The organism is Microvirga sp. Mcv34 (genome assembly GCF_024519725.1).
In the GTDB taxonomy this organism is placed as follows: domain Bacteria; phylum Pseudomonadota; class Alphaproteobacteria; order Rhizobiales; family Beijerinckiaceae; genus Microvirga.
Genome location: NZ_JALJRK010000047.1, coordinates 1 through 21,481, shown reverse-complemented (window position 1 = coordinate 21,481; position 21,481 = coordinate 1). Strand labels below are relative to the sequence as shown.

The 21,481-nt window shown below is 64.2% G+C and carries 20 protein-coding genes, 2 tRNA genes and 1 pseudogene; 16 read left to right on the top strand and 7 right to left on the bottom strand.

Annotated elements, in window-relative coordinates:
• The first annotated feature begins 137 nt into the window (after window positions 1–137).
• The 3 genes from OC446_RS20805 to speB all read left to right on the top strand — a co-directional run bounded on the left by OC446_RS20805 (window position 138) and on the right by speB (window position 3,013).
• Window positions 138–653, top strand: a complete 516-nt coding sequence (locus OC446_RS20805) for an Lrp/AsnC family transcriptional regulator (RefSeq protein WP_262030930.1) — start codon at window positions 138–140, stop codon at window positions 651–653.
• Between the two features lie 99 nt (window positions 654–752).
• Window positions 753–1,952, top strand: coding sequence for an ornithine--oxo-acid transaminase (rocD, locus tag OC446_RS20800; protein ID WP_262030929.1), 1,200 nt, complete (start codon window positions 753–755; stop codon window positions 1,950–1,952).
• 20 nt (window positions 1,953–1,972) lie between these two features.
• Window positions 1,973–3,013, top strand: coding sequence for an agmatinase (speB, locus tag OC446_RS20795; protein WP_262030928.1), 1,041 nt, complete (start codon window positions 1,973–1,975; stop codon window positions 3,011–3,013).
• A 156-nt stretch (window positions 3,014–3,169) separates the two neighbouring features.
• Here speB and OC446_RS20790 read toward each other — a convergent pair whose 3' ends face one another.
• A complete protein-coding gene (locus OC446_RS20790) occupies window positions 3,170–4,144 on the bottom strand; it encodes a DUF1624 domain-containing protein (RefSeq protein WP_262030927.1) in 975 nt (324 codons plus the stop codon).
• A gap of 45 nt (window positions 4,145–4,189) precedes the next feature.
• Here OC446_RS20790 and OC446_RS20785 point away from each other — a divergent pair, with 45 nt between their 5' ends.
• The 3 genes from OC446_RS20785 (at window position 4,190) to OC446_RS20775 (ending at window position 6,160) form a co-directional block, all read left to right on the top strand.
• Window positions 4,190–4,945: an SIR2 family NAD-dependent protein deacylase gene (locus OC446_RS20785; protein WP_262030926.1), complete on the top strand. Its 756-nt coding sequence runs from the start codon at window positions 4,190–4,192 to the stop codon at window positions 4,943–4,945.
• Between the two features lie 127 nt (window positions 4,946–5,072).
• Window positions 5,073–5,693, top strand: a complete 621-nt coding sequence (locus OC446_RS20780; RefSeq protein ID WP_262030925.1) for a cold-shock protein — start codon at window positions 5,073–5,075, stop codon at window positions 5,691–5,693.
• The gene (locus OC446_RS20775) at window positions 5,693–6,160 is read left to right on the top strand and encodes a DUF192 domain-containing protein (RefSeq protein ID WP_262030924.1); all 468 of its coding nucleotides are present in this window, start codon (window positions 5,693–5,695) and stop codon (window positions 6,158–6,160) included. The genes OC446_RS20780 and OC446_RS20775 overlap by 1 nt, the downstream gene beginning before the upstream one ends.
• 86 nt (window positions 6,161–6,246) lie before the next feature.
• Here the strand turns inward: OC446_RS20775 and OC446_RS20770 are convergent, their stop codons facing one another.
• A complete protein-coding gene (locus tag OC446_RS20770) occupies window positions 6,247–6,507 on the bottom strand; it encodes a PilZ domain-containing protein (protein WP_262030923.1) in 261 nt (86 codons plus the stop codon).
• A gap of 387 nt (window positions 6,508–6,894) precedes the next feature.
• Between OC446_RS20770 and OC446_RS20765 the strand changes: the two genes are divergently transcribed.
• The 3 genes from OC446_RS20765 (at window position 6,895) to OC446_RS20755 (ending at window position 7,412) form a co-directional block, all read left to right on the top strand.
• Window positions 6,895–6,971, top strand: a tRNA-Pro gene (locus OC446_RS20765).
• A gap of 37 nt (window positions 6,972–7,008) precedes the next feature.
• Complete coding sequence (locus OC446_RS20760; RefSeq protein WP_262030922.1) at window positions 7,009–7,314, top strand: ETC complex I subunit; 306 nt, start codon at window positions 7,009–7,011, stop codon at window positions 7,312–7,314.
• 21 nt (window positions 7,315–7,335) lie between these two features.
• Window positions 7,336–7,412: transfer RNA gene (locus OC446_RS20755), tRNA-Arg, on the top strand.
• 61 nt (window positions 7,413–7,473) lie between these two features.
• Here OC446_RS20755 and OC446_RS20750 read toward each other — a convergent pair.
• Window positions 7,474–9,282 (bottom strand): PHA/PHB synthase family protein, encoded by a 1,809-nt coding sequence (locus tag OC446_RS20750; protein ID WP_262030921.1) that lies wholly within the window; start codon window positions 9,280–9,282, stop codon window positions 7,474–7,476.
• A gap of 401 nt (window positions 9,283–9,683) precedes the next feature.
• On the opposite strand from OC446_RS20750, the gene OC446_RS20745 reads away from it, so the two are divergent.
• Entirely contained in the window at window positions 9,684–10,091 is a 408-nt protein-coding gene (locus tag OC446_RS20745; protein WP_262030920.1) for a hypothetical protein, read from the top strand.
• Entirely contained in the window at window positions 10,088–10,405 is a 318-nt protein-coding gene (locus tag OC446_RS20740) for a c-type cytochrome (protein ID WP_262030919.1), read from the top strand. The genes OC446_RS20745 and OC446_RS20740 overlap by 4 nt, the downstream gene beginning before the upstream one ends.
• A 156-nt stretch (window positions 10,406–10,561) precedes the next feature.
• On the opposite strand, the gene OC446_RS20735 is transcribed toward OC446_RS20740, so the two are convergent.
• Window positions 10,562–11,089, bottom strand: coding sequence for a hypothetical protein (locus tag OC446_RS20735; protein WP_262030918.1), 528 nt, complete (start codon window positions 11,087–11,089; stop codon window positions 10,562–10,564).
• Here OC446_RS20735 and OC446_RS20730 point away from each other — a divergent pair.
• Entirely contained in the window at window positions 11,088–11,282 is a 195-nt protein-coding gene (locus tag OC446_RS20730) for a hypothetical protein (protein ID WP_262030917.1), read from the top strand. The two genes, OC446_RS20735 and OC446_RS20730, sit on opposite strands and share 2 nt — an antisense overlap.
• Window positions 11,283–11,339: 57 nt before the next feature.
• Here OC446_RS20730 and OC446_RS20725 read toward each other — a convergent pair whose 3' ends face one another.
• The gene (locus OC446_RS20725) at window positions 11,340–12,326 is read right to left on the bottom strand and encodes a phasin family protein (protein ID WP_262030916.1); all 987 of its coding nucleotides are present in this window, start codon (window positions 12,324–12,326) and stop codon (window positions 11,340–11,342) included.
• 84 nt (window positions 12,327–12,410) lie between these two features.
• Complete coding sequence (locus tag OC446_RS20720; protein ID WP_262030915.1) at window positions 12,411–12,608, bottom strand: hypothetical protein; 198 nt, start codon at window positions 12,606–12,608, stop codon at window positions 12,411–12,413.
• A 362-nt stretch (window positions 12,609–12,970) separates the two neighbouring features.
• Here OC446_RS20720 and OC446_RS20715 point away from each other — a divergent pair, with 362 nt between their 5' ends.
• Window positions 12,971–14,176: an efflux RND transporter periplasmic adaptor subunit gene (locus tag OC446_RS20715; RefSeq protein WP_262030914.1), complete on the top strand. Its 1,206-nt coding sequence runs from the start codon at window positions 12,971–12,973 to the stop codon at window positions 14,174–14,176.
• A complete protein-coding gene (locus OC446_RS20710; protein ID WP_262030953.1) occupies window positions 14,176–17,322 on the top strand; it encodes an efflux RND transporter permease subunit in 3,147 nt (1,048 codons plus the stop codon). The genes OC446_RS20715 and OC446_RS20710 overlap by 1 nt, the downstream gene beginning before the upstream one ends.
• A gap of 13 nt (window positions 17,323–17,335) precedes the next feature.
• Here the strand turns inward: OC446_RS20710 and OC446_RS20705 are convergent, their stop codons facing one another.
• Complete coding sequence (locus OC446_RS20705; RefSeq protein ID WP_262030913.1) at window positions 17,336–17,710, bottom strand: hypothetical protein; 375 nt, start codon at window positions 17,708–17,710, stop codon at window positions 17,336–17,338.
• A gap of 145 nt (window positions 17,711–17,855) precedes the next feature.
• Between OC446_RS20705 and OC446_RS20700 the strand changes: the two genes are divergently transcribed.
• Together OC446_RS20700 and OC446_RS20695 are read left to right on the top strand one after the other, a co-directional pair.
• Entirely contained in the window at window positions 17,856–19,889 is a 2,034-nt protein-coding gene (locus OC446_RS20700) for a prolyl oligopeptidase family serine peptidase (protein ID WP_262030912.1), read from the top strand.
• 302 nt (window positions 19,890–20,191) lie between these two features.
• Window positions 20,192–21,481: pseudogene (locus OC446_RS20695) on the top strand (hypothetical protein); the annotation flags it as partial.

The following is a 21,481-nucleotide window of genomic DNA, read 5'->3' as shown; positions in this document are numbered from 1 at the left end:
CCTGGTGGGTGCAGCAGCCGGTTGTGGCGCTGCCTCATTCCTTATGTGGAATTGCAACGCTCATGCTTCGTAGGTTAGAGACCTGACGATCTGTCGTCGGCCCGTGCCGTTCTCGGGGGCCCTGTGCGAGCCGAACCATGAAGCCGCCTTCGAAGCTGCTGAGTCGCAGCGTCAAACCTTCCCTCGACCGGATCGACCTGATGATCCTCGATGCCCTGCGCGACCATGGGCGCATCACCTACCAGGCTCTGTCGGAGCGGGTCGGGCTGTCGGCGCGTCCCTGCCTCGAACGCGTGAGGCGCCTCGAACAGAAGGGCGTCATCCGTGGCTATACGGCTCTGATCGAGCCGTCCGCGCTCGGGCATGACATCATTGCGCTGGCCGGGATCAGCATGCGCGATCCCTCCACCGGAACCCGGCAGCGTCTGGAACGAGCACTGACAGCCAATCCTGCTGTGATCGAACTCCAGGTCGTCAACGGCGAGTATGATTATGTCGCCCGAATCGTGGCTCCGACGCTGGCCGCTTATGAGGCTCTGACCGAGGCCTACCTGGCAGATCCGGGGTTCGGAATCGGCCGCATCCACACCACCTTCGTGCTCAAAACCCTCAAGGAATTCGAGGGCTATCCGGTGACCGACCGCCAGGATTGAGCGCGGGCACCTTGCCCTACGACAGAAACGGCTGTGGGTGCACGGGAATTCAGCCTCGATCGAGGAGTGAAGCTCATAAGCTTATCCATGGAGGAACCCATGGATTTCATAGCTCTCGAACGATCGGTCACGGCTGCCAATTACGATCCCCTGCCTGTCGTCCTGAAGGAGGCGAAGGGCGTCTGGGCCACAGACACGGAAGGCCGGCGCTACCTGGACATGATGAGCGCGTATTCGGCCGTCAGCCTGGGCCACGGCCATCCGCGCATCCTGAAGGCGATGATGGAGCAGGCCTCGAAACTCGCCGTCACCAGCCGCGCCTATCACACGGAACTGCTCGGCCCCTTCCTGGAGCGCCTCGTCCAGATCACCGGCCTCGACATGGCGCTTCCCATGAACACGGGAGCGGAAGCCGTCGAAACCGCCATCAAGGCCGCCCGGCGCTGGGGCTATAACCGGAAGGGAATCGCGAAGGATCAGGCGGAGATCATCGTCGCGAACAACAACTTTCATGGCCGCACGACCACCATCGTGGGATTCTCGTCGGATGAATCGTATCGCGAGGGCTTCGGTCCCTTCGCGGGGGGCTTCAAGCTCGTGCCGTTCGGCGATGCCGATGCGGTCGAGCGTGCGATCACGCCCAATACCTGCGCCATCCTGATCGAGCCGATCCAGGGTGAGGCGGGTATCGTCGTGCCGCCCGAGGGATACCTGAGGGACCTGCGCGCCCTCTGCGACAGGCACAACGTGCTGCTGATCCTCGACGAGGTGCAGTCGGGCCTCGGCCGCACCGGCCGCTGGTTCGCCCATCAGCACGAGAACATCAAGCCGGACGGGCTGATCCTCGGCAAGGCCCTGGGCGGCGGCGTCTATCCGGTCTCGGCCTTCGTGGCGACGCAAGAAGTCATGAATGTCTTCAATCCCGGCTCTCATGGTTCCACGTTCGGCGGCAATGCCCTCGCGGCGAGGATCGGCCTGGAGGCGCTCGCGGTGATCGAGGAGGAGCACCTCGTCGATCGCAGCGCGGAGATGGGCGGCTACCTGCAGGACCGCCTGCGCGCCATGCGCAGCAATATCGTGAAGGAGGTGCGCGGCCGCGGCCTGTGGGTCGGCGTCGAGGTGGATGCGAACGTGGTTTCCGCCCGCGCGGTCTGCGACGCGCTGCTCGAGAACGGCGTCCTCTCGAAGGATACCCACGGGACGGTGCTGCGCTTCGCGCCGCCTCTCACCATCACCCGGGACGAGATCGACTGGGGGATGGAGCGCATCGAGCGGGTTTTCGCCCGCGCCGTTCATTGATGCAGAGGGAAATTCCATTGATGGCACAGAACCTCAAGAAGATGAGTGAGCCTGCGAGCCGGGAGCAGCGGCTGGAGAATTATCAGCCGTTGTCCGGGATGGTGGTGCCGCGCTTCGCCGGCATCTCGACCTTCATGCGGCTGCCCTATCTCGCCCCCACGCATGCGCCCGATGAGATCGACATCGCCATCCTCGGCATTCCGTTCGACGGCGCCACCACCAACCGTCCCGGAACCCGCCTCGGCCCGCGCCAGGTGCGCGAGGCGTCCTCGCTCATGCGCCTGGTCAATTACGGAACCCTGGTCGCGCCCTACGATCTCTGCGCCTGCGCGGATGTGGGCGATGTTCCGGTTAATCCCGTCGACGTGCAGGATACGCTTCGGCGCATCGAGGCGGAGGTGTCCTATCTCTATCAGGGCGGCGTGACGCCGCTCTCCATCGGCGGCGACCATATCATCTCGTATCCGATCCTGCGGGCGCTCGCCGCCAAGAGCGGCCCCGTGGGAATGATCCATGTGGACGCGCACAGCGACACGGGCGACACCTATTTCGGCGGCCAGAAGCTCACCCACGGAACGCCCTTCCGCCGGGCCATCGAGGACGGCGTGCTCGATCCCAAGCGAATGGTTCAGATCGGGATCCGGGGCCACATGTATGCCGCCGACGAGCGCGAATGGGCGCTCGAACAGGGGATCCGCATCATCGACATGGAGGAGGTGGCGGAGAAGGGCATTCCCTATGCGATCGCCGAAGCGCGGCGGATCGTCGGGATGGACCCGACCTATTTCACTTTCGACATCGATTCCATCGATCCCGCCTTCGCGCCCGGCACCGGGACGCCGGAGATCGGCGGCTTCACCAGCCGTGAGGCGCTGCAGCTCGTCCGCGGCTTCCGGCACCTGAATCTGGTGGGCGCCGACATGGTCGAAGTGTCTCCGCCGCTGGATCAATCCGGTGGCACCGCGCTGGTGGGAGCGTCCATCGCGTTCGAACTCCTCTGCCTTCTGGCGGAAGCGAGGGTGGAGCGCGCCGCGAAGGAGACGCGGCTGAACGTGGTTTAGCCCTCACCTTTTGTCCACCCAACCACGCACCACGTCGTCACCGACCTTGTGAAGGTGATCTCGATTGGAAGAGCACAGCGCCTCACGGAAGCGAGATGGCCGGGCCTGATCCCCGGATCAAGTCCGGGGACGGCCATGACATGCGGGAGGACGCCTCTACGAGGGTGGGCTCTGGCGCATGCATTGCTGTGCCGCCCGCGAGATCCGCATGTTGTCCTCCGCGGCGGCCTTGTTGGCGAGGAGCCTTTGCCAGAGTCCGCGCTCCGGGACCTGTTGCAGGATGCAGGAGCAGACCGACGGGCAGAGGGCAGGGTCTCCGTTCTGCATCAGGCAGATCTGCCGGCAGGCCGCCGACGGGGACGGCCCCACGATCTGGGCGACGCCGTAGAGGACCCCGAGCAGGACGATCTGGTGCGTCAGGTAGATCGGCAGGCTCTTGCGCCCGGCCCAGATCAGGAGCGTGAAGATCGGATTACCGGCGCGCCATCGCGCCAGGCCGAGCGCCTCCCCCTGAGGCAGGAGCCACGTCCCGGCCGCAACGCCGATCAGCACAAGACCGAACCAGGGAAAGATCGGCACGTAATCGTTCGTCACCGGTTCAGCCGCGCCGAGGCCCAGCCAGTCGAGCCAGGGCGCGTCGAGGGCAGGGCTCGTGAAGAGCCAGGGGCCGACCAGAAAGAAGGCGGCGGCGACCAGAGTCAGGCCAGGGGGCAGGCGCAGGAAGGGCAGGGCCAGCACGCTCGAGACGGCGATGCAGTGAAGGATGCCGAAGAAGATGTAGCTTTCGGGAAAGGCGAAATAAGTCCCCAGGGTCACCGCCAAAGCGGCGCCGCCGACCCTCAAGAGACGCTTCAGGAACGGGATCCGCCGGAAACCCTGGACATGGGCCAAGGCCAAGCCAAACCCCGCCAGCATCAGGAACGAGCCGGCGATCCCGCGTGCGAACCAGCGCCAGGCCGGGACCTGGAGGATGTTCGTCCCGATCAGCTGCAGGAAGCTCAGGTCCCAGCTGAAATGATAGACGATCATCGCGGCGATCGCGAGGCCGCGGGCAACGTCGATGGCATCCCATCGTTGCGACGCGGCGGTGCGGGCCTTGGGGGAGGTGGAGGTCAAGTCGGTCTGTCTCATGGGCAAAGGCATTCCCTCACAGCCTGTCGGCCTTATGTGAGTGACATGACCGAGAGCCTCGCCGCATCAATCGCCACATTACGGGGCATGATTCAAGACGCCCGCGTGATCGCCGGCTTCACGGGGGCGGGCATTTCGACGGAGAGCGGCATTCCCGATTTCCGGTCTCCGGGCAGTCCCTGGATGCGGCACAAGCCGATTTCGTTCGATCTTTTCCAGCAGAGTGCGGAAGCTCGCCGCGAGGCATGGCGACGGAAATTCGCCATGGACGACCTTTATCGGGGCGCACGTCCGAGCCTGGGGCATCTCGGTTTCGCATCCCTCGTTGCCATCGGCAGGATGCCGGCCGTGATCACCCAGAACATCGATGGCCTGCACCAGGAATCGGGCCTCGGAGAGGACCAGGTCATCGAACTGCACGGCAACGGCACCTATGCCAAGTGCCTGTCTTGCGGGCGGCGCCATGAGCTCGACTGGGTGAGGCGGTGCTTCGAGGCGGACGGGGAGCCGCCCGTATGCCGGATCTGCGGCGGCATTCTCAAATCGGCGACCATTTCCTTCGGCCAGACCATGCCGGAGGGGCCCATGCGCCAGGCGCAGCGACTGACGGCGTCATGCGACCTCTTCCTGGTCGCGGGCTCCTCCCTCGTGGTTTATCCGGCGGCGGCTTTTCCGGCCTTCGCCAAGGAGAACGGGGCCCGTCTGGTGATCATCAATCGGGAGCCTACACCCCTCGACGAGGTTGCCGATCTGGTGATCAATGCGGAAATCGGCGCCGTCTTCTCAGAGTTTGTATCGTAATTTCAAGAACATGAAGACTGCCGAAAATTTCATCGCGCTTCGATGCGCGTTTCTGGCTTCCCCTGATTCAGGACGATGTTATCCTCTTATTAAGAATCGGGTTCATGATTCGAGTTTGGGTATTTTCATGACTGGCGATTACGGCTCCAATTCTTTCAGTCTCCGCGAGGAGAATTCCCCTTTAGATCAGGGCCACCGCGAGGTCGCTCAGCCCGTCTCGGAAGAGGGCGCTCTCGAGCTCGTCCAGGTCAGCGGCCGAATCAAATGGTTCGACGTCGCCAAGGGCTTCGGCTTCATCGTTCCCGACAACGGCATGCCCGATGTTCTGCTCCATGTGACCTGCCTGCGCCGGGACGGCTACCAGGCGGCCAATGAGGGGGCCCGGATCGTCGTCGAGGCGGTTCAGCGCCCGCGCGGGCTCCAGGCCTTCCGCATCCTGTCGCTGGACGAATCCACCGCCCTGCATCCTTCCGAGCTTCCGCTGCCGCGCACCCATGTCCAGGTGGTGCCGACCAGCGGGTTGGAGCCTGCGGTCGTGAAGTGGTTCAACCGCCTGCGCGGCTTCGGCTTCCTGACCCAGGGAGAGGGCAAGCCGGACATCTTCGTCCATATGGAAACTCTGCGCCGTTACGGCATTGCCGAACTCAAACCGGGTGAGCGCGTGTTCGTCCGATTCGGCGACGGATCCAAGGGTCTCATGGCCGCCGAGGTTCGTCTGGCCGACATGGCTCTGCCACACTCCCATTGATGAGCTTGCCCGTGCTGTCGCGTATCCGGCCGGCGTTATCGGCCTTCGGCCTTCTCGTCCTCATCGCCGGCGCGGCCTACGCGCAGGCGTTCGAGAACCTATCCATCGCGACCAAAGCGGGGCAGCGGCAGTCCTTCAAGGTCGAGGTCGCCCGCAACGATGCGGACCGGGCCCAGGGGCTGATGTTCCGCCGGTCCATGCCGGCCGACCAGGGTATGCTGTTCGATTTCGGCCGAGTCGAGCCCGTCTCCATGTGGATGCAGAATACCTATCTGCCTCTCGACATGCTGTTCATCCGTGCCGACGGCACGATCGCCCGAATCGCCGCCAATACCGAGCCGCTCTCGACGCGGACCATTTCCTCGGGAGAGCCGGTGCTGTCCGTGCTCGAACTCAATGCCGGCACGGCGGCCAAGCTCGGAATCAAGCCGGGTGACCGGGTGGAACACCCGCTGTTCAAGCGCTAGACGGATTCGGACACGTCTTGTCTCCGGCGGGTCGTTCCGCTCTCTCGACAGCCAGCCCATCTGACCGGTACGCCCGTGGGGGCGCGTCAATCCATGAACTTGGCCCCGTAGTGTATCCCGGTCGTCCAGATGAGCCGGACATTCGCCTTCGCGTCTTCGGAGGGGATCTGGAGCTCGAATTCCAGGGGAACGTCCGCAGGCGGGGGCACCACGAGCCGGACGCCGGCTTCCGACAGGTCCCAAACCGTACATTCGATCGGTTCGCCGGCCGTCCCAATTGCGATCCAGCCCTCCAGGAAGGCGGGATAGCGCTGACTTGACCGACGCTCCGGAATCCAATGGCTCATGCTTGCGATCCTGCCTTCGAGAGAATGATCTTTCTAAAGGAGGAAGCTGGTGTGAAGATGGTCTTGGGTTATCCGCTGAGTTCCGTAGCGGAGGGAATGGCTCGCGCCAAAAAAGAAGCGCCTCCGGATGGTGGCGCTCAGGTACGATCCGTAGGGGCAAACCTGGACCGGGATTCGGATTATGCTTCCGGCGCTGCCAGAGGGAAGAACCCGGCCGCCGATCATGCGAGGTACGGGACACCTCGGAAGAGTATGGCATTTGGGATGGGATTGGGCTCCCTGGGGACCGGCCCAAGGAACAGGCATTTCCTTTGTTCTCCGAGAGAGGAACCTCGCCCTTGCGTATCGGTTCTCAAATCGATAGAGAAACCAAGCTGTTGAGGATTACGGGGTGTAGCGCAGTCTGGTAGCGCATCTGCTTTGGGAGCAGAGGGTCGCGGGTTCAAATCCTGCCGCCCCGACCATCTTCACCGGATGAGTCTTGGAGAGAGTCCAAAACCAATGCCTGCACGGATCTATAAGCCCGCCAAGTCCGCAACGCAGTCCGGCATGGCCCGGACCAAGCAGTGGCTTCTCGTTTTCGAGCAGGACAAGCCTCGCGAGATCGAGCCCCTGATGGGCTGGACGAGCTCGGGCGATACCCGCCAGCAGCTCCGCCTCTGGTTCGACACCAAGGAGGAGGCCATGGCCTATGCCGAGCGCGAGGGCATCGCCTACCGGGTCGAGGAGCCGCACGAGGTCAAGCGGCGGACGATGTCCTATTCCGACAATTTCAAATTCAACCGCGTCGGGCCCTGGACCCACTAAGGACAGGGCGGCCGGTCCGATGGCTCCGTAGCTCAGCTGGATAGAGCAGCCGCCTTCTAAGCGGCAGGTCGTAGGTTCGAGCCCTACCGGAGTCGCCATTCCCTTATCCGCCCAGAAGGCGCCCGAAGACGCAACTTCCTTCTGACGGTCCCCGTTGCATCAGCCCTGGAGCACATAGGTGCCGGGCGCCTCGCAGAGAGCCGGATACCCTTGCGCCGGTGCTCCCATGGGCGGCGGAGCTGTCGGCTCGCCGGAACGGGACGCGAGCCAACGCACCCATTCGGGCCACCATGACCCTTCGAAGCGAGGCGCGATCTTGGTCCAGGTGTCGGGATCCAGGTAATGCCCCGCAGCGGATCGCGTCAGCACCTGGAACCTCCCTCCCGTCCTGCTCGGATCCGCCACGATGCCGGCATTGTGGCCGCCGGTCGTGAGAAGGAACGTCACGTCCGTGTCGGACAGGAGATGGATTTTGAACGCCGAGCGCCATGGCGCGACGTGATCGCGCTCGGTGCCGACCGCGAAGATTGGGACGCGGATATCGCGGATCGCGATGGGGCGCTCGTCGACGAGGAAACGTCCTTCGGCCAGGTCGTTGTTGAGGAAGAGCTGCCGCAGGTAGTCGGCATGCATGCGGTAGGGCATGCGGGTCGCGTCGGCGTTCCAGGACATCATGTCGTTGAGCGGCGTGCGTTCGCCCAGGAGGTAGTGACGGATGAGCCGCGACCAGATCAGGTCGTTCGAGCGCAGGAGCTGGAACGCGCCGGACATCTGCCTCGTGTCCAGGTAGCCCTGGCTGCGCATCAGGTCCTCGAGGAAGTGGAGCTGGCTCTCGTTGATGAAGAGCGTCAGTTCTCCGGCTTCACGGAAATCGGCCTGGGCGGCCAGGAGCGACAAGGTTTCAAGGCGCCTGTCGCCGTCCCGCGCCATGGCGGCCGCCGCGATGGACAGAAGCGTGCCGCCGAGGCAATAGCCGACCGCATGGACCTTGCGATGGGGCAGGACGGCATTGACCGCATCGAGCGCCGCCATCACCCCGAGCTTGCGATAAGCGTCGAGACCGAGATCCCGATCCTCTGCGGTCGGGTTCTTCCAGGAGATGATGAAGACCGTGAAGCCCTGATCGGTCAGGTAGCGCACCAGGGAATTTTCGGGCGACAGGTCGAGGATGTAGTACTTCATGATCCAGGCCGGCACGATAAGGAGCGGTTCCGGCCGGACCTTGTCCGTGGTCGGGCTGTACTGGATCAGCTCGATGAGGGCGTTGCGGTAGATCACCTCGCCGGGCGTAACCGCCACCCTGCGGCCGGGCCGGAAGGATTCGGTGCCGGCCGGAGGCTTGGAGCGGATGATCCTCTCCCAGTCGTCGACGAAGTTGCGCAGGCCCTGGAGGAGGTTCTGTCCGCCCGTCTGGAGAATGCGCCGCTGAACCACCGGGTTCGTCGCGATGAAATTGGACGGGGACACCATGTCGAGGACCTGGCGCATGGCGAACTCGACCACCGCCTGATGCTGACGGGTCACCCCGTCCACGTCTGTCGTGGCGTTGTCCCACCATTGCTGCTGCAGCAGAAAGCTTTGCTGGATCAGGTTATACGGCCAATGGGACCACTCCTTCTCGGCGAACCGATGGTCTTGAGGGAGCGGTTGGATGCATGGCTCGGCGGTGCCGCCATTGATCGCGCATCGGGAGGCGAACTGCGTCAGCCGGGACCATTTCCGCGCGGCTTTCGTGGCAAGCTCGACCTGCTTGCCCGGAGAGATCGCGAGATGGACGCCCCAATCCATGAATGCGTCGATGATGGCTGCGGGTGAGAGGCCGGCGGTCAGATGCGCAAGTCCGGCATGGGCTGTGTGGTCGAGCGCGTCCCGGAGTTGATGAAGTTCGGCATCGTCCGAGGGCTCGGGCGAGGGAGGCGGTGCGGGGAGCGGCGCACTCGCGGCGGCGGATGCCCGCACCGGCTGCATGGATGGATGCGATGTGGAGATTCGACGATCTTTGGACGTGGAGGATGTATGAGCCGGCATTGCGAACTCCGGGACTACTTGCCCCGACGGGGGCTAGGCGACCGTCACATCATGGCCGCTCCTCGGACCCGTTCCTTGCGGTCGATCAATTGTCCGTTCATCTGACCGTCGAAGCCGGAGGATGGGACTCAGCCTACGTTGCCCAGGGCTCCCCATGACAGCCATCTTTCGGGTTACCCAACAGATGCTCCCCGAGATCGCCGGAACAGCCCGTTGCAGTCCCGCTCATGCCTCAATTTGACGTGAATCAAGGAAGCCGGAGGATTCAATCCTAGTCTTTGCCTGAGCTTTGCCTCAACAGGCAGGCCCATGAGAGGCGCGCTCGCCGTCGGGAGGGACAATTGCTGTACCACATCACCCTGCACCTCGCCCGCAACAAGCAGTTTCCGGAGGGCAGTCCGCGCTACGGCTACGAGTTGACTGCGCCGCTCGACGCCAGCGGGCACCTGGATCAGGAGGAATGGGCGCGCAAGCGGTCCCTGTGCCGCGTCCGCCGCTTCTGGGGCGACGAGGGCGAGCGCCAAGGGGTTCTGATCCACCGCCCGGGAGGGTCCGGTGGCGCGACCTGGATGATCGACTACAACCAGGGACGCCCTGGCGACGAAGAGGCCGGCTATCACCTCAACCAGCATCGCTTCGTCGAAGGCGAGTACGTCACCATCCAGGATGAGGACGAGAAGCCCTATACGTTCGAGATCGTTTCGGTCCGGCATGCGGAGCCGTCGCCAGCAGAAGGACGCCGGTTATGAGAATATTCGTCATCTGCGGCCTCGGAATCGTGCTTGGATCGACGGGCGCCATGGCCCAGGCCGGGCGCATCCAGCGCGGTCAGACTTTCGCACAGACCAACTGCTCGCAATGCCATGCGATCGGACGGGTCGGCGAGAGCCCCATTCCCGAGGCGCCGCCGTTCCGGACGCTGCATACGCGCTATCAGATCGAGGATCTGGCGGAGGCCTTCGCGGAGGGCATCACGACGGGGCATCCCTCCATGCCTCAGTTCCAGCTCGATCCTGCTCAGATCAACGATCTGATCGCCTACCTGAATTCCATCCAGGGCTAGAGCCTCGGACCCAAAAGTGGCTTCCACTTTTGGGATTCATCCGATGCTCCTTCTCTTGGCTGGCGCATCGGATGGACCGAAAAACCGGGTCCACTTTTCCGTCCGATGCGCTAGTGACACCCGCGCAGCATGGAGACAGCAGTCGTCGGGCGGTTCTCAGGCGAATGTCTTCTCGATCCGGGAGCGCAGAACCGTGAGTTCCTGGACATAGGGGGCTCGCCGCTCCCGATGTAGCCGCCAGAGCCGGTCGATCATCTCGCTTTTGCGGTCCTCATCAGCTTCGCTGTGCCTGATGGAATCGAGGATTTTCTCGTAAGCGAAGTCGATGTCTGCAAGATCGGCCAGCACCGATTGGAGCTGAGGAAGAATGTCGGGAGAGTAGAATTTTTCGGTGCGCGATACCTTTTGGAAATGCTCGGCGTCTGAGTCCATAGCTTCCTCCGACGGTATTCTCTTAAGCTTGGTGTCCTTACGCGACAAACATGGACTAAAAATATGGCGGTGATCTGTATCGTCAGCATAACGTTGCGGAACGCGATCTTGATATAACCATGCAGGACTCGATAGCCGCAAGCTTTGATTCCGATCAAATCTTCCGAAGAAGTTTCTGCCAGTGTGGTTGCCTGATTTTCGGCCGAGCCGTGTCGGATGATGATCCCCGCGCGTAGCCTTGGAAGCGTTCATGATCGGATGGGTCGTTCGGTTCTTGATGATTGCGGCCGGTGTCGTGACCGGGTGGTTCGTCGCCAAGGATGCGCCGATCTTCGGCGTGGCGCAGGTCATGGTGGCCCTGCTTCTCCTCACCTTCACCGTGGCCGTCCTGGCTTTCTGGCCGCACCGTTGGACGAACGCCCTGAACCGATCCGTGAAACACTGACGGACCCGGTAAACGAAACGCCCCGACCATCGGCCGGGGCGTGATCTTGCGGACGCGCTAGGCCGCCCGGTTGGCGCGCTCAGCGAAGTCCTTCACCTCGGCGGTTGCCGTGCGGGTCGTCTCGTCTGCCAGTTGCATCATGAGTTCGGCCATGCGGCGGCTGTTGTCGATCGTCTGCTCCAGGTTGTCCCGGATCAGGGAGCCGTGAACGGCCACGAAGTCGTTCATGGTGCGGCAGCGGGCGAGAGCGTTCAGCCCCTCGAGATTCGTCTGCAGGCGCTTGTGGCTGAGCTCGAACCATTCCCTCGACACGTCCTGAAAACCCCTGGTCAGGTGGCTGTTGGATTGTGCGATGGCCCTGAAGTTCCCCACACTCTGCTCGCCCACTGCACGCGCCTCGCCATTGGGGCGAGCGGCCATCTGCATCGCCTGGCCCGTGGAGCGGCGCGCCAGTTCGGAAAACAGGCCGAAGCTGGTCTGGATGGCCATCTGCATGGCCTGGGCGATGCTCTGGGCGTTCTCCGTTCCGGTCTTCACGGTTTCGGCAAGGTCATCGGTCATGCGCTGGACCGTTTCCACCTGGTCGCGCGCGCGGCGCGCCTCGAACCGTTTCGTCTCGTCGATCGCTGCCATTTCATCCTCCACCTTCTCGGCAACCGCTTCCGCCTCATCGTCGCTCAGGACCTTGAGCACGGCCGGGAGAAGCTCCTTCCTGTCATCTCGGATATGCTGCTGAAAGACACGTCTCAGTTCGGCGACCTTGGAGAGAAACTCTGCGGTGTTCTTCGGCATCCGCTCCAGGTCCGTCAGGAGCGTGTTGGTTTCCTCGTTGTCGGCGAGGGCCTGCCTGACCAGATCGGACATTCCGTGCCGGCGCAGGACGGGCAGGAGGTGCTGTTCCTGCAGGGTTGCCAGGAGTCGCAGCTCTTCCTGCAGGTCGGCAAACAGCCGCTCTCGGGATTTCACGGCGCTGTCGGAGGTGGCGAGAAGCTTTTCGAAGAGATCCCGCGCCTTGTCCGGAGGAGTCTGGGTTATTTTTCGCATGGTGATGATCCATTCACAAAAGTCGGATGAAATGCAGCCCTGCGCGGGGCGCAGCCGTCCAGGTGCTGAAGGGGGGAATACTGCCTAATGCTGGACGCCGAGCGGCCAGGGGGCAAAGAGGTTCGGCCGTCTCCACAGGACGAAATGGTCCTGCACGGCGAGATCCAGGCGTGTGTCTTTTTCCAGAAGCGCAATCTGGGCTTCGATCGCCTTGAGCTCGCGCTCGAGCTTGGCGGTCCGACGGTTCTCGGAGAAAACGGGTTTTCTTTTCTTGGTCTTCATCAAGCACTCCATGGTCCGGCGCAGCCCGCTGCATTCTCGAAAGAAGCGGACGGCATACGGATGGCCATGTTGGTGCCCCCGGAGAGTCTGTTCATTCTGTGTTTGGGCGGGATGATACAGAAGTGCGCCTGTTCGTCTGTCAGGAACCCGACACAAAGAAAGAAATTGTTAACACAGGTTAAAGTGCCGCAGGTCCGGTGTCCCGCGCGAAGCCCGAAGTCATTCGCAGGCCTAGCGGAACCCGCGCATGGCCAAGGTGTTCACCCTGCAGGGTGAAGATCCACTGACGGCCGCTCGCCCACACGTGTCGAAAAGGCCGGCCCTGCGAGAGGTGCCCGGCCTGAATGAGTCCGGAGGGTCGGGTGATCAAGCGAATTCTCCTGGTCATCATGGTCGGCGCGGCGCTCGCAGCGGCGGGCTACTTCTTCCTGATCCGCACGCCCCGTCAGGCGCCAGCGCCGCAGACGGCGTCTGCGGCTCTCCCGACTCCCCAGGTCGGCATCATGGTCGTTCAGCCGGCGGAAGTACCGTACCCGGTGGAATATGCCGGCCGTGTTTCCGGGTTCCGTGACATCGAAGTCCGCTCGCGCGTGGGCGGGCTTCTGCTCAAGCGTGAATTCGACGAGGGTGCACGCGTCAAGCAGGATCAGGTGCTCTTCCGCATCGATCCGGCGCCCTACGAGCTTGCCCAGACCCGGGCGGAGGCCCAGCTGCTCCAGGCGCAGGCAGCCGTTCGACAGGCGGAGGAGAACTTCAACCGGATCGAGCAGCTCGTGCGCCGGGGCGTTTCGACGGCGGCCCAGCTCGAAGATGCCCGCTCCCAGCGGGATCAGGCCAGGGCCGGCGTCCAGCTCGGCGAGGCGGAGGTCCAGAACGCCAAGCTGAACCTGAGCTACACCACGATCACGGCGCCGGGAAACGGCGTTACGGCCCTGGAATCGCCGCCGGTCGGCGCGCTCGTCCAGGCCCAGCAGACGCTCCTGACCACCATCTCCCAGATCGATCCGGCCTACGTGATCTTCTCCTTCACCGACGAGGAGGGCAGGGCATTCCGGGCCCTGAACGAACGGCGGGAGAAGCCTATCTCCGAGCGGGACCTCACCGTCGAACTTCAATTCGCCCAGCAGGGCAAATACCCGCAGACGGGCAAGATCGATACCGCTGCCCAGCGGGTCGATCTCCAGACCGGGACGATCCAGGCCAGGGCGGTCTTTCCCAATCCGGACGGGGTTCTTCTGCCGGGTCAGTTCGTGCGGGTGCGCCTCTTGGGCATCACCTTGCCGGATGCCATCGTCATCCCGCAGCAGGCCGTGAGCCAGGGGCCGCAGGGACCGCTGGTCTATGTGGTCGGCGGGAACAACATTGCGCAACCGCGCCCGATCCGCCTCGGCCCTGAGCTCGCATCGGGCTGGGTCGTCCAGGACGGCCTGAAAGGCGGCGAGAGGGTGATCGTGGACGGCGTCATCCGCGTCCGGCCAGGGCAAGCCGTCAGGCCCGTTGAGATGGACCCGAAAGCCGCCCAGGCCACCGCCTCGCCGGGCAGCCCGGGTTCCGGGGGGCAGCCATGATCTCGAAGTTCTTCATCGACCGTCCGATCTTCGCCTCGGTTCTGTCCATCGCCATCGTGCTTATCGGCCTGATCGCGATGCGGATCCTGCCGGTTGCGCAATATCCCGAGATCGTGCCGCCTCAGGTGGTCGTCTCGGCCAATTATCCGGGCGCGAGCGCTGAGACCATCGCCGAGACCGTCGCGGCTCCTCTGGAGCAGCAGGTCAACGGGGTCGAGGACATGATCTACATGCAATCGACCTCCACCGGCTCGGGAACCATGAGCCTGTCGGTCTACTTCCAGACCGGCACGGATGCCGACCAGGCGACGATCAACGTCAACAATCGCGTGCAGCGGGCGACGGCCGTGCTCCCCGAGGAGGTGCGACGGCAGGGCGTGACCGTGACCAAGCGGTCCTCCTCGATCCTTCAGATCGTCGCCCTGTCCTCGCCGGACCGGCGCTACGACACGATCTACATCTCCAATTACGCGCTCATCAACATCATCGACGAGTTGCGCCGCACGCCGGGAGTCGGTGACGCCTCGCTCTTCGGCGCGTCCGATTATTCCATGCGCGTCTGGCTCAGGCCCGACAAGCTCGCGCAGTACAACCTCACACCCGGCGACGTCGCTGCTGCCATTCGCGATCAGAACGCGCAATTCGCGGCCGGGCGCTTCGCCGAGGAGCCAACGCCGGGACGGCAGGCCTTCACCTATTCGGTCACGACCCAGGGCCGCTTCGCGGATCCGCGCGAGTTCGAGCAGATCGTCCTGCGCTCGGACGAGAACGGCGGCGCTCTGCGGTTGAAGGATGTCGCCCGGGTCGAGCTCGGATCGCTGAACTATTCGACCCAGTCGACCCTCAACGGGGCGCCGACGGTGCCAATCGGGATCTATCTTCAGCCAGGAGCGAATGCGCTCAGCGTTTCGGCCGAAGTCGACGCGACGATGAAGCGGCTCGCCCAGCGCTTCCCGGATGGTCTGCGCTATGACGTTCCCTACAACACGACGAAGTTCATCCAGGTCTCCATCGACGAGGTGGTCCGGACCTTCGCCGAGGCCATCGTGCTGGTCGTGCTCGTGGTCTTTCTCTTCCTGCAGAACTGGCGAGCGACCCTGATTCCGCTGCTGGCGGTGCCGGTCTCCATCATCGGCACATTCGCGGGCATGTACGTGCTCGGCTTCTCGGTCAATCTGCTCACGCTCTTCGGTCTCATCCTCGCGATCGGCATCGTGGTTGACGATGCCATCATCGTGCTGGAGAATGTCGAGCGCATCATGTCGACCGAGCACAAGCCGCCCCGCGAGGCCGCCATCCAGGCCATGCAGGAGGTAAGCGGCCCGGTGATCGCCGTGGTGCTCGTGCTCTGCGCGGTGTTCATTCCCGTGTCGTTCCTCGGCGGCCTGGCCGGCGAACTCTACCGGCAATTCGCCGTGACCATCGCGGTCTCGGTGGTGATCTCCGGCATCGTGGCGCTCACCCTGACGCCGGCCCTGTGCGCGATCCTCCTCAAGGAGGGGCACCGTGAGCCATGGATGCCCTTCCGTGTCTTCAATCAGGGATTCGATTGGGTGATGCGGACCTTCACCGCCGGGACGGCCTTCTTCCTGCGACACGCCTTGATCGCCCTCGTGCTGATCGGCGCGATGCTCGGCGCCACATGGTGGCTGTTCGAGCGGGTGCCGGGCGGCCTCGTGCCGGCGGAGGATCTGGGCAACGTCTTCGTGGTCACCGCGCTACCGCCGGCCGCTTCTCTCGATCGGACCCTCGACATCACGTCGAAGGTGAGCAAGGAGCTCAAGGACAATCCGGCCGTCGCGGACGTGGTGACGATCGCCGGCTTCGACCTCCTGTCGGGCGCCCAGAAGACCAATTCCGGCGTGTCCTTCGTGACCCTCAAGGACTGGTCGGAGCGAACCGATCCGCGCCTCGACGCCCGCAATCTCGCGCCGGCTTTCGCGGGTCTGAACGTCAATTTCCGGGACGGCGTCGTGTTCGGTTTCAACCCGCCGCCGATCACGGGCATGAGCACCACGGGCGGCTTCGAGTTCTTCCTGCAGGACCGCTCCGGCGGCTCCCTCGAAAGCCTCTCGCAGGCAGCGCAGCAGGTGGTTCAGGCTGCGCGGGAGCGGCCCGAACTCTCGGGCGTCTCCACGACGTTCAACACGAACGTCCCGCAATATCGCATCGACGTCGACCGCGACAAGGCTAAGGCGCTCGGCGTGCCGATTTCGGCGATCTTCGACACGATGCAAAGCACGTTCGGCAGCCTTTACGTGAACGATTTCGGCCTGTTCGGGCGGACCTATCGGGTGAGCCTGTCCTCCGAGCCTCAGTTCCGGATGAGCCCGAACGATCTGCAGCACGTATTCGTGCGGTCGGACAAGGGCAACATGGTGCCGCTCAGCGTCCTCCTCTCCACGTCCCGCATCGTCGGGCCGGATGTGGTCGACCGCTTCAATCTTTTTCCCGCCGCCAAGATCCAGGGCAATCCCGCGCCGGGCTACTCGTCCGGGCAGGCGATTGCCGCGATCGAGCAGATCGTGTCGCAGAACCTGTCCTCCGATTACTCCATCGGCTGGACGGGATCGGCCTATCAGGAGCTGCAATCGGCGGGAACGGGATCCCAGGGCTTCCTCCTGGGCCTCGTCATGGTGTTCCTGATCCTCGCTGCGCAATACGAGCGGTGGTCGCTGCCGCTCGCCGTCATCACCGCAGTGCCCTTCGCGGTCTTCGGCGCCATCGTGGCGATCTGGCTGCGCGGGATCGAGAACGACATCTATTTCCAGGTCGGCCTCGTCACTCTCATCGGACTGGCGGCCAAGAACGCGATCCTGATCGTTGAGTTCGCGTCGGAGCGCCACAGGGCAGGGGAAAGCGTCTACGAGGCGGCCCTGGATGCGGCCCGCCTGCGGTTCCGCCCCATCGTGATGACCTCGCTCGCGTTCATCCTCGGCGTCGTGCCGCTCGCGATTTCGACGGGTGCGGGTTCGGCGAGCCGTCACTCGGTGGGCACCGGCGTCATCGGCGGAATGCTGGCCGCGACCTTCCTGGCCATTCTCTTCGTGCCGCTGTTCTTCCGTCTGGTGACGCGGGAGCGGAAGCGGTCCGACCAGGCGGGCGCGCCCGTCATGCCCGAAACCGCGCCCGCGCGGGAGGTTTGATCGACTCGGCCCGTCAGCGCTTGCGCAGTCGCTCGATCGCCTCCTTGTGGGCGGCGGGATCGACATCGTATTCCGTCGCCAGGCGCTGGATCTCAGCCTGCCTGTCTTCGGCGGAAAGCCGTGGGTTCAGGCTCGCGACCGCGGCCAGGAAGGACGCTCCCGCGAAAACCGGATCTCGGCGCCTTGCGGTCTGCTCGCGCTCCTTCTTCAGCTCGGCCTGACGCTGTTTGTAGGTCTCGAGCGGCCCGAGAGCTCTCAAGGCCCGGTTGCGCAGGGCCGGGATCGGCAGGTCGTGCTCTCCGGCGATATCCGCCAGGACCTGCTCCGGGTCTTCTCCAGCCATCAGGGCTTCGGCGAGTTCTTCGAGTGCGGATACGAACGGATCCATGGAGGCCCCTTCAAATTCTCTATCGTCAACGGGTGGTGAGCGATCCAGTTCTGAGCGGAGGTGTTGCTCACGGCGCGGAGTGACCAATAATCCCTCCAACCGATTCTCGCCCTCGATATCATCAACCTCAACGGAACGCGCAACCATGGCCGAACGGATGCAGGAACGCCCCGATCCCTATCTCTGGCTGGAGGACGTGGAAGGCGAGGAGGCGCTCGCCTGGGTGCATGGTCATAACGAGATCACGAAAGCGGCCCTTTGCGATGCCGCCTTCGATGCCGACAAGCGGGTGCTCTACGAGATCTCGACGCGGCCGGACAACATCCCCTTCATCACCCGGAGGCGCGGCCGGCTCTACAATTTCTGGCAGGATGCCGACCACGTGCGCGGCCTGTGGCGGCGCACCACGATGGACGATTACCGCAGGGCGCAGCCGTCCTGGGAGACGGTCCTCGACATCGATGCCCTGGCTCGCGCCGAGGGGGAGGACTGGGTCTGGAAAGGATGCGGCACGCTCGAACCGGAGCAGCGCTACGGCCTTGTCAGCCTGTCGCGCGGGGGAGCCGATGCCGTCGAGCTGCGCGAGTTCGACCTTGTCGAGAAGCGCTTCATCGAGGACGGCTTTGCCCTTCCGGAGGCCAAGGGCGGAGCCACATGGCTCGACCCGGACCGCCTGCTGGTTTCCACGACGCTCGGCGATAACGCGGCGACCGCTTCCGGCTACCCGCGCACGGTCCGCCTCTGGCGACGCGGCTCGGACTTCGGTCAGGCACCGGTCCTCTTCCAGGGCGAGTTCAACGATATCTACATCTCCGCTTCGGTCGACCGGGAGCCGGGCTACGAACGGGTCTTCTACCGGCGGCAGATCACGTTCGAGGAGGGGATCAGCTATCTTGCCCAGGAAGAGGGCGAACCCCTGCTGATCGATCTTCCCCACGATGCCCGCTTCGATGTGGAGAAGGATTGGCTGGTCGTGAAGCTGAAGAGCGCCTGGGCCCTGCCGGAGCGCACTTATCCGGCCGATGCGCTGCTGGCCATCAGCTTCTCCCGCTTCATGGAAGGCGACCGGCGCTTCGAGCTGCTCTTCGAACCGGGGCCCAGGCGCGTCCTCTCCAGCTTCTGGTGGACCAAGTCCCGGCTGGTCCTGACCGTGCTCGACAATCTCGCGAGCCAGATCTGGCTCGGCACCACTGGTGAACCCTGGCATCTGGAGCGCCTGTCGGGATTGCCCGATACCGCATCGGTGCAGGCCATGTCGCTCGATGCCGGGCAGCTCGACCGCACGGACGAATTTCTGCTCGCGATCTCGAGCTTCATCGAGCCGACCAAGCTGGCGCTCGTCACCGAGGATCGGCTGATCGACGTGCTCAAGGAAGCGCCTGCCGCCTTCGATGCTTCAGGCCTGGAGGTCACGCGACACGAAGCCGTTTCCGTCGATGGGGAGAGCATTCCCTATTACCAGATCGGTCCGAAGAACCAGCAGGGGCCGCGCCCGACGGTGCTTTACGGCTATGGCGGGTTCTCGGTGTCCATGACGCCGGGCTATCTCGGCGGCATCGGCAAGACGTGGCTGGAGCGCGGCAATGTCTGGATCGTCGCCAACATCCGCGGCGGCGGTGAGTTCGGGGCGGCCTGGCACAAGGCGGGAATGCGGGAGGGCAAGCGCCTCTCCCATGACGACTTCGCGGCCATCGCCCTGGACCTGGCGAGGCGAGGCGTCACCACGGCGAAACAGCTGGCGGCCTATGGCGGATCGAATGGGGGCCTGCTCGTCGGCAACATGCTGACCCGCTATCCGGAGCGTTTCGGCGCCATCTGGTGCGCGGTGCCGCTCCTCGACATGCGGCGCTACACGCGGCTTTTGGCGGGCCCCAGCTGGGTGGCGGAATACGGCGATCCGGAACGGCCGGAGGATTGGGCCTATATGGCGGGCTTCTCCGCCTATCAGAGCCTCGAAGAGGGGCGGTCGTATCCGCCTGTCCTGCTCGTCACATCGAGACGTGACGACCGGGTCCATCCGGGCCATGCCCGCAAGATGGCAGCCCGTTTGGAAGCCCTGAAGCAGCCGGTCTTCTTCTACGAGCCGGACGACGGCGGGCATGGAGCGGCGAACAAGGAGCAGGCGGCCTTCCTTTCGGCCCTGGGACTTTCCTTCCTCAGGAAGACGCTGGGCGGTTAAGGGCTGTTTGAGTTGCCAGGGGATAACCTGTTACAAGGATCGGCTCTCCATAGCCGTCGATCCCTTGATAATGCACTCTGCCATGGACACATGAGGGAGAGGAAAGAGGCGACGGGTCAAAGCTTTAAGGCTGATCCTTCCTGTCTCGACCCGACCTGAGCGGGTCGATCGACGTCCCTGAGACCGATCCCTGAAAACATCCGGGCCCTCCGCGAGTTGAATCCTGGCTCGTGCCAGAGCGGCAGACGCCCCATGAACGAGGCCGGAGCGGCGACAGGCGCGCTCCGCCATGCGGAACCATAATGCCGAAGAAGTCAAAGAACCTTGTCAGCCTCAACCACCTGCCGGGGATCCTCCTGGCCAGCGAGGCCGAATGCGAGCGCTGGATCGAGGCCGGGCTCATTCCGGTGGCCGATCGGCGGACGTTCCAGAAGCGTGGGCGGACTTTCGAGGCTCCCATGTTCGACCCGGATGTGGTCGCGCAGTTGGCTGGAGAAGTGCCGGCTTGGCGGGAGCAGGGCGGAGAGATGCCAAAGGGTGGCTCCCGCACGTCCCGGAACGGCGGCGAACAGCAGCCCGCGGATGATGCCGCCCACCGTCGCCGGCAGAGCATCCTAGCGCCGGTCCGGCGGAACACCGGACTCTACGTCGCGGAGGATATCCGCCGGGTCGAAAGAGGCCCATGGAAGCCGGAGCGCGTCTTCGCGGGCTACCGGGCCGTGTTCAGCAAGCCGATGCAGATCCTGCCGGAGACGGCGCCCATCGGCATCGTCATCGAGTATGCCTTGTCCGAGCCTCCCGAGGTCGCCGCCGTCGCGCTTGCGCCCGCGCGGGTGGAGCGTAACGAGCTCGCGGCGGCGTCGGACGCTCTCGAAGCCAGGATCGTGGCGCTGCGCGATGAGGTCTTCGAGGCCTGCGAGCAGGAAGTGACGAGCTGGCGCGACGAGCTCGAGACCTATCTCGATGCCTTCGAAGACGCGGGCGAGCGGCAGGCGATCCTCGACGGCATTCAGGCCGCCATTGCGAAGCTCGACCGCATCCAGGCTTCCGACAAGGGCGGGCCGGCCGGTGCGGGCCGCAAACTGCGCCAAAAGATCGACGATTTCCGTTCCAAGGCGGCCGCGCGGCGGCTTCGACACCTGCGCGAGGCTCAGATCCGCGAGGCATCCGGCTACGAGCGCTATGCGGCCATTTTCCCCGTCGCGCGCGCGCTCGACCGCCGCTTCCTCTTCCTCGCCGGCCCGACCAATTCCGGCAAGACCCATGAGGCTCTCAAGCTGGCCGGCGAGGCGGAGAGCGCCGAGATCCTGTCGCCCCTGCGGCTCCTCGCGCTTGAACACTATGAGCGCCTAAGCGCGGACGGTTTCGCCGCCGGCATGATCACGGGTGAGGAACGGGTGCTGCCGGATGGCGCGACCCATATCGCCCGCACGATCGAGACGCTGGATCTTCATCGGGTTGTGGACGTCTGCGTGATCGACGAGGTGCAGATGCTGGGCGATCCGAGCCGCGGCTGGGCCTGGACCCAGGCTATGATCGGAGCGCCCGCGAGGCTCGTCGTGCTGACCGGCGCCCCGGAGGCGATCCCCCTG

Excerpts from the sequence above, each read along its gene's own strand:
- OC446_RS20730 (WP_262030917.1), top strand. The coding sequence starts at position 11,088 with ATGATCGGATGGGTCGTTCGGTTCTTGATGATTGCGGCCGGTGTCGTG.
- OC446_RS20735 (WP_262030918.1), bottom strand. The coding sequence starts at position 11,089 with ATGAACGCTTCCAAGGCTACGCGCGGGGATCATCATCCGACACGGCTC.
- OC446_RS20775 (WP_262030924.1), top strand. The coding sequence starts at position 5,693 with ATGAGCTTGCCCGTGCTGTCGCGTATCCGGCCGGCGTTATCGGCCTTC.
- OC446_RS20785 (WP_262030926.1), top strand. The coding sequence starts at position 4,190 with ATGACCGAGAGCCTCGCCGCATCAATCGCCACATTACGGGGCATGATT.
- rocD (WP_262030929.1), top strand. The coding sequence starts at position 753 with ATGGATTTCATAGCTCTCGAACGATCGGTCACGGCTGCCAATTACGAT.
- OC446_RS20740 (WP_262030919.1), top strand. The coding sequence starts at position 10,088 with ATGAGAATATTCGTCATCTGCGGCCTCGGAATCGTGCTTGGATCGACG.
- OC446_RS20725 (WP_262030916.1), bottom strand. The coding sequence starts at position 12,326 with ATGCGAAAAATAACCCAGACTCCTCCGGACAAGGCGCGGGATCTCTTC.
- OC446_RS20770 (WP_262030923.1), bottom strand. The coding sequence starts at position 6,507 with ATGAGCCATTGGATTCCGGAGCGTCGGTCAAGTCAGCGCTATCCCGCC.
- OC446_RS20760 (WP_262030922.1), top strand. The coding sequence starts at position 7,009 with ATGCCTGCACGGATCTATAAGCCCGCCAAGTCCGCAACGCAGTCCGGC.
- OC446_RS20805 (WP_262030930.1), top strand. The coding sequence starts at position 138 with ATGAAGCCGCCTTCGAAGCTGCTGAGTCGCAGCGTCAAACCTTCCCTC.
- speB (WP_262030928.1), top strand. The coding sequence starts at position 1,973 with ATGGCACAGAACCTCAAGAAGATGAGTGAGCCTGCGAGCCGGGAGCAG.
- OC446_RS20790 (WP_262030927.1), bottom strand. The coding sequence starts at position 4,144 with ATGAGACAGACCGACTTGACCTCCACCTCCCCCAAGGCCCGCACCGCC.
- OC446_RS20750 (WP_262030921.1), bottom strand. The coding sequence starts at position 9,282 with ATGCAGCCGGTGCGGGCATCCGCCGCCGCGAGTGCGCCGCTCCCCGCA.
- OC446_RS20780 (WP_262030925.1), top strand. The coding sequence starts at position 5,073 with ATGACTGGCGATTACGGCTCCAATTCTTTCAGTCTCCGCGAGGAGAAT.
- OC446_RS20720 (WP_262030915.1), bottom strand. The coding sequence starts at position 12,608 with ATGAAGACCAAGAAAAGAAAACCCGTTTTCTCCGAGAACCGTCGGACC.
- OC446_RS20700 (WP_262030912.1), top strand. The coding sequence starts at position 17,856 with ATGGCCGAACGGATGCAGGAACGCCCCGATCCCTATCTCTGGCTGGAG.
- OC446_RS20705 (WP_262030913.1), bottom strand. The coding sequence starts at position 17,710 with ATGGATCCGTTCGTATCCGCACTCGAAGAACTCGCCGAAGCCCTGATG.